This is a genomic window from Haoranjiania flava (assembly GCF_025631005.1).
GTDB lineage: Bacteria > Bacteroidota > Bacteroidia > Chitinophagales > Chitinophagaceae > Haoranjiania > Haoranjiania flava.
On sequence record NZ_JAOTPL010000010.1, the window covers coordinates 120,390 to 127,130 of the forward strand.

Here is a 6,741-nt window from a genome sequence, read left to right on the forward strand (position 1 = left end):
ATAAAAAAACACAGATGAAATGAGCCATAATTCTGTTACGTATTCAAAACAGTGATTCCTTTAGGCGAATTCCATCTGGCAATAACGTAGAAAAAAAACACAAATGAAAACAATAAAAATATTATTATACACCTTATGCGCCGCATGCTTGTTTATTTCTTGTGGACTGGAAAAATTAGATAATTATCCCGGCCCCAATGCAAGAATTTACGGTGGTATTTATGATGCAAAAACCGGTGAGCTGATTGAGCAGGATATCATAAGAGGAGCGCAGATAGAGTATATTGAAAAAGGATGGGATAATCCTGAAACACAATATATGATCTTTAAAACAGACGGAACTTACAGGAATAATTTAATGTTCTCGGGCGACTATCTCATAAAACCTGTAAGAGGAAATTTTGTCCCTGTTGATGCCAAAGAAATAAAAGTGCACGGCGATACGGAAATTAATTTTGATGTTCAACCTTATATCAGGATTAAGAATGCCACTATACAACAGAGCAACGAAAGAATAATAGCCTCTTTCAATCTGGAACAAACCGTACCTAATAAAATTGTAAGAATAGGGCTATTTGCACATGCTGAAAAGAATGTAGGAGAGCCATTCCATAGCGTTGCCACACAGTTGAACATGAATGCTGATGCGGATCCCGGCAGGCTATACCATCTTGAAATTGAATTGCCTCACAATGCTGATAAACTTAAAAAAGGAGGTACCTATTATTTCAGGATCGGCGCGCTTATCGATGCGCCTGAAGCTAAATTTAATTATGCGCCAACTAAAGCCATCACTATACAGGATTATGTGCCGCCTACGCCGGGATCAAACCCGTTTAAGCTTACATTGCCCGTATTTGTAGACTTTGGTACAAATATTTCACCTTATCCTTACAACAACTATGTACGGCCAACGGACAATATATTGAGTAACTTAATAGATCAGGAAGGGAACAATACAAAGTTTGCCGTACAGGTCACAAAAAACTTCAGTGGAGAAAATACATTGGGAGTTAATAATACTTCTCTGCGCTTTGCTCCAACAGCTACCGGTGATGCCTTCTGGAGCAACGGAGTAGAAACGCCAACAAGCGAGGTAACTGTTTCTAATTTAAATAAAACAGAAAACTATTCATTTGTATTCTATGGCTCCAGAAGAGATGCCGGAGACAACCGCGAAACCAGGTATCATGTAAAAGGCAAAACGCAAGGAGAAGGTTTTGTAAACACAGCATCCAATAGTGCTAATGTAGCTATTGTAAAAAACATTACACCTAATGATGACGGTACTATTATTATTACCCTCTCTGCAGGACCAAATAACAACAACGGCTCAAAGTTTTATTACTTAAATACAATGCTTATCACACCGGTAGCATATGAGTTTTAAAAAAACCTTCATTAAATTTACATCCTGCACAGACGGCTATGTGCAGGATGCTTTTTTATTAGTTTCTTAAAAAATCATACATACAACATGGCAATTCGTATAATATCTTTACTGTTATTTTTCTTTAGCAGCGCAGCAGCTCTTTCTCAATCAACTGCAAAGCAGCCGGTAGATTATGTAAATCCTTATATGGGGAATATCAGCCATCTTTTGGTGCCCACCTATCCAACCATACATTTGCCTAACAGTTTATTAAGGGTTTACCCGGAAAGAGATGATTATACAAGCAATAGAATAAAGGGATTGCCCATTATGATATCGAGCCACAGAGGCAGAAGTGTGTTCGGGTTGAGTATGCAATACGTGGGACAACAACTGCAGAGCAATAAGCATTATACCTACGATAATGAAATAATTAAACCGTATTACTATGAAGTAGACTTAGACGAAGCAAATGTACACGTACGTTTTGCACCTTCGCACCAGTCTGCTATCTATGCCATACAACCCCGGCAAAAGGAAAGCTTTTATCTTGTATTAAATTCTTCAAACGGTCAGCTTTCCACGAAAGGAAAAAATGCTTTTTCAGGTTTCCAGGCACTGGAAGGATCGCCCACTAAAGTTTATATTTATTTAGAAACCAATATTGACCCGCAAAAAATTGAGTATCTGGAGAGCAATAATCAAAAAGAAAAAACTGTTGCTTTAAAATTTCCTGCCTCAGCTGAAATAAAAATCCGCTACGGAATATCGCTGATCAGCGAAGAGCAGGCCATGCGCAATGTAAGAAGAGAAATAAAAGATTATAACCTGGACAAGGTAGCGCAAAAAGGCCGGATGTTATGGAATGATAAACTCTCAAAGCTGCATGTACAGGGCGATGATAACAGGAAAGTAATTTTCTATACATCCTTATACAGAACCTACGAAAGAATGGTGAATGTATCTGAAGACGGCAAATACTTTAGTCCTTTTGATGGTAAGATTCACAGCGATGGCGGCAAGCCATTCTATAATGACGATTGGATTTGGGATACCTATCGCGCCACACACCCTTTGCGTGTGCTGATAGAGCCTGAAATGGAAAGTCATATGGTCAATTCTTTTGTGCGCATGGCCGAGCAAATGGATAATTTATGGATGCCTACCTTCCCGGAAATTACCGGCGACAGCAGAAGGATGAACTCGAACCATGCCGTTGCAACTGTTTTGGATGCATACGCCAAAGGCCTGCGTGGCTTTGATGCCAACAAAGCTTATGATGCTTCCAAAAAAGCAATTACAGAAAAAACGCTGGCGCCATGGTCTGCAAAAAAAGCCGGCAGCCTTGATCAGTTCTATAAAAAACATGGCTATTTTCCTGCCTTGCCCCACGGCGAAAAAGAAACTGTTGCTGAAGTGCACCCTTTTGAAAAACGGCAGCCTGTAGCTGTAACCCTGGGTACGGTGTATGACGAATGGTGCCTGGCGCAGCTGGCAAAACAAATAGGCAATCAGCAAGACTATGAATATTTTTTGCCACGCAGCTTAAACTACAGGAAAATCTTCCATCCCGAAACGCATTTTTTTCATCCGAAGGATGAGCAGCATAATTTTATACAACCCTTTGACTACCGTAATTCCGGCGGCATCGGCGCACGTGAGGCTTACGGCGAAAATAACGGTTGGGTATATCGCTGGGATGTACCCCACAATGTTGCCGATCTTATAGAGTTAATGGGAGGCGAAAAGAATTTTTCGGCTAATTTGGATGAGATGTACAATACGCCATTAGGTACAAGTAAATTTTCTTTCTATGCACAGTTGCCCGACCATACAGGCAATGTAGGCCAGTTCTCCATGGCGAATGAGCCTTCGCTGCACATACCATATTTATACAATTACTCAGGCCAACCGTGGAAGACGCAGAAGCGAATTTACACACTTATTGACCAATGGTTTAGAAACGACCTGATGGGTATTCCGGGCGATGAAGACGGGGGCGGCATGTCTGCTTTCGTTGTATTTAGCATGATGGGTTTTTATCCTGTAACGCCCGGCATGCCGATGTATGTGATAGGCACACCCATGTTTCAGAATGCTACCATTGATGTAGGCAATAAGAAAATAAAATTAATAGCTGTTAATTATGCTTTAGAGAACAAATACATACAGTCCATGAAGGTTGATGGCAGATCCTGGGACCAGTCATGGATCAGCCATGCCGACCTCGTGAAGGCAAACAATATAGAATTTATTATGGGCAAATACCCCAATAAAAAATGGGCGGCATCTTCACGTCCCCCATCTTTTACTATGAAATTTCCATAATATTTCCAAATAATTTTACTAAACACGATAAAAACTTTATGGTAAATTTCATTTGTGCATACTCGCTGATTGTGCCTAACCGAACATAGTTGTTAAGGCTTTATGCCATATCGCTTTATCAATTGCCTGTTCTAATTAATCACTGATCACTTTAGGTACAGGTTAATTCAGGGGTTTAAGTCAGGCTTATATGTAAGGAAGATTGATCTTTGCTGAAGCGTGTTGATAAATGATCTATTTCTTATTAAAATATTTTTTCAAAAGCCAGGACAATAAGCAAAAATTGAGCGGCTTTTGTTATAGGCATTAGCATGCTAATCAAAAGCCAGGTGTAATATTTCTCTTTAAGCAAAGATATAGTGAGCAATAAGTATCAGCAACAATAAATCTATAGTTTATAATTACTACATGAACCTCCGAATTTTTCAGAGAAGCCCATTCTGCGAACGTGGGTACAACTCCCGTTTGCGCTGGGAAAGCTAAGATAACAACACCGTAAGAATGTGAATGATCAATCCCACCAAACCGCCGACCAGCGTACCATTGATGCGGATAAACTGCAGGTCTTTTCCTACTTCCAGTTCCAGCTTGTTGCTAAGCTCTTTGCCTTCCCAGTTGCCAACTGTATTGCTGATGAGGCTGCTTACTTTCTGGGAATTGTGCAGGATGTAATTGTAAGCATTATACTTTATCCATTTATCTATTTTGGAGCGGAGTTCTCCGTCATTATTGAGATTGTCTCCAATTTCGTGAATGGTTTTAATGATATATCGCCTGATGCCTGAGTTCTCAGCATTCAGGTCCTCCAGGGCGCTTGCTTTGATCTTTGCCCAGATGTCTTTTGAATAATTATCCAGCTTTTCATTTGCCAGCAGATCGTTGCGCAGGTTGTCCAGTTCATTTTTCCACTTCTCAGATGAGCGCAGATCAGCTTCGAATAAGTATAGTTGTTGTTCCAGTTCTTTTCTGATCGGATGTTTTTTATCTGTTTCAATCTCGTTGATGTAGGTGTTGATGCCTTTGATAAGTTTATTGGCTATCAGGTTGTCTACAAATCCCGGGATAAGTATGGAGCTTTCTTTTTTCACCCTGTCCCGCACTACATCTTCATTTTCCTGTACGTACATTTTAATTTTACCCAGTGCAAAATTTATCAGGCGTTCATGCTCATTTTTATCAATAAAATACTTTACTGCATTTGCCAGGATGCCGTTCAGGTCTATATCCTGCACCAGGCTCTTTCCTTTTTTGTAAATCATTGCAGCTACAAAATCATCGTCAAGCTTCTCTACAATATCTTTTAGTATATGGATAAGTTCATTGGAAAAAGCCTGTACATTTTTCTCTTTTCCCAGCCATGTGGCTACAGTTGAAGCTATGGAGATTTTTTCAATGTATGGCCGGATATTTTTGTCGTTTAAAAAATTGGATACTACAAAATCGCCGAGGTTGTTGCCGATCCTTTCTTTACTGTTTTGTATAAGGTTGGTATGCGGAATGCGCAACCCGAGCGGGTAGTGAAACAAAGCTGTGACTGCAAACCAGTCTGCCAGTGCGCCTACCATGCCTGCCTCGGAAAAAGCTTCTACATAGCCGATCCATGCAGCATTGCTTTGTTTATGTAAAATAACAGTGATGATGTATATAAAAACCATCAGCACGAACAGCCCGGTTGCAAGCCTTTTGTGCTTACGCAATTGAAGTTCTTTTTCGTCTACAGTTGCCATTAGGTAATTTTAGAAATAGTTATAAAGATAATGATCCGCAATAATAAATTGCATTTAATTAATTAAAAATAAACCTAATTGTTGGTATCAATTATTAAATTGCAGCCTTCATAAATTTTTGTATGGCAAAAAAAACTAAACAAACCAGTGGCAAAAAACCATTAATACTTGTTACAAATGACGACGGTATTTACGCGCCCGGCATAAGGGCTTTGATAGAGGCTGTGAAAGACCTGGGTGAAGTAGTGGTTGTAGCACCGGACAAGCCCCAGAGCGGTATGGGGCACGCAATTACTATCGGGCAGCCGCTGAGGATGTCGGCTGTGAGCCTGGTAGATGGTGTGGAAGCTTACCAGATCACCGGCACGCCTGTAGACTGTGTGAAAATAGCAGTGGACAAAGTGCTGAAACAAAGGCCTGATATATGTTTGAGTGGTATCAACCACGGGCCTAATCATTCCATTAATGTAATTTATTCCGGCACCATGTCCGCGGCGGTGGAAGCAAGCATAGAAAGTATTCCAAGTATTGGTTTCAGCCTGAATGATACTTCTCACGAAGCTGATTTTGACGGCGCCCAGGAATATGCGCGGGTGATCACCGAAAAAATTCTCAGCGGCAAATGGGATAAGCATCTTTGCCTTAATGTAAATATTCCTGCCATAAACACGCTTGAGATACAAGGCATCAAAGTATGTAAGCAGGCTTATGCCAAGTATGATGAAGACTTTGAAGAAAGAAAAGACCCTGCCGGCAGAAAGTACTACTGGCTTACCGGCGAATTTGTGAATTTAGATAAAGCTAAGGATACTGATGTCTGGGCTTTGGAGCATAATTATGTAAGCATTGTGCCTGTACATTTTGATCTTACCAATTATGAGTTGAAGAAAAAACTGGATAAGGTTTTTTAGCGTTGTTAATTTGTTCAATTATCATATTTCCGGATTGCAAATCCGGCGATAGAGGTCAAATGCCGAACAGCGCAGGGGCTGGTGTTGCTTCTTTTGTAAATCTTTGTTCACCATCGCTGAACATGGTGGTAAAATAAAAACAAAGCGCACACGAGGTTTTTTTCACAGCTACACCAACGGAGCCGTGCCAGGCGCCTGTATTTACCTGAACCCAGTTTGTAAACAGCGCCTTTCCCCTGATCTCAAGGGCTTAGCCCAGCTATTGGAAATGAATTCCTGACTTTTTTATTTGAACTACATTACGCAAATAATAACTTTAAGCTGCTTATAACTATTTTGAAAAACAGAACAATCCTTCTGAATTATCAATAGTTAATTCTCCCTGGTGCTATTTAACTATGCA

4 protein-coding genes are annotated in these 6,741 nt (G+C 40.3%); 3 read left to right on the forward strand and 1 reads right to left on the reverse strand.

Going from position 1 to position 6,741, the window contains the following annotated elements; translation table 11 throughout:
* The first annotated feature begins 103 nt into the window (after positions 1–103).
* Entirely contained in the window at positions 104–1,390 is a 1,287-nt protein-coding gene (locus tag OD355_RS08620) for a DUF3823 domain-containing protein (RefSeq protein WP_263038060.1), read from the forward strand.
* A gap of 87 nt (positions 1,391–1,477) precedes the next feature.
* A complete protein-coding gene (locus OD355_RS08625) occupies positions 1,478–3,700 on the forward strand; it encodes a glycoside hydrolase family 92 protein (protein WP_263038061.1) in 2,223 nt (740 codons plus the stop codon).
* A gap of 479 nt (positions 3,701–4,179) precedes the next feature.
* Here OD355_RS08625 and OD355_RS08630 read toward each other — a convergent pair whose 3' ends face one another.
* Positions 4,180–5,427, reverse strand: coding sequence for a DUF445 domain-containing protein (locus OD355_RS08630; protein ID WP_263038062.1), 1,248 nt, complete (start codon positions 5,425–5,427; stop codon positions 4,180–4,182).
* 122 nt (positions 5,428–5,549) lie between these two features.
* On the opposite strand from OD355_RS08630, the gene surE reads away from it, so the two are divergent.
* Positions 5,550–6,338: a 5'/3'-nucleotidase SurE gene (surE, locus tag OD355_RS08635; RefSeq protein WP_263038063.1), complete on the forward strand. Its 789-nt coding sequence runs from the start codon at positions 5,550–5,552 to the stop codon at positions 6,336–6,338.
* Positions 6,339–6,741 lie beyond the last annotated feature (403 nt).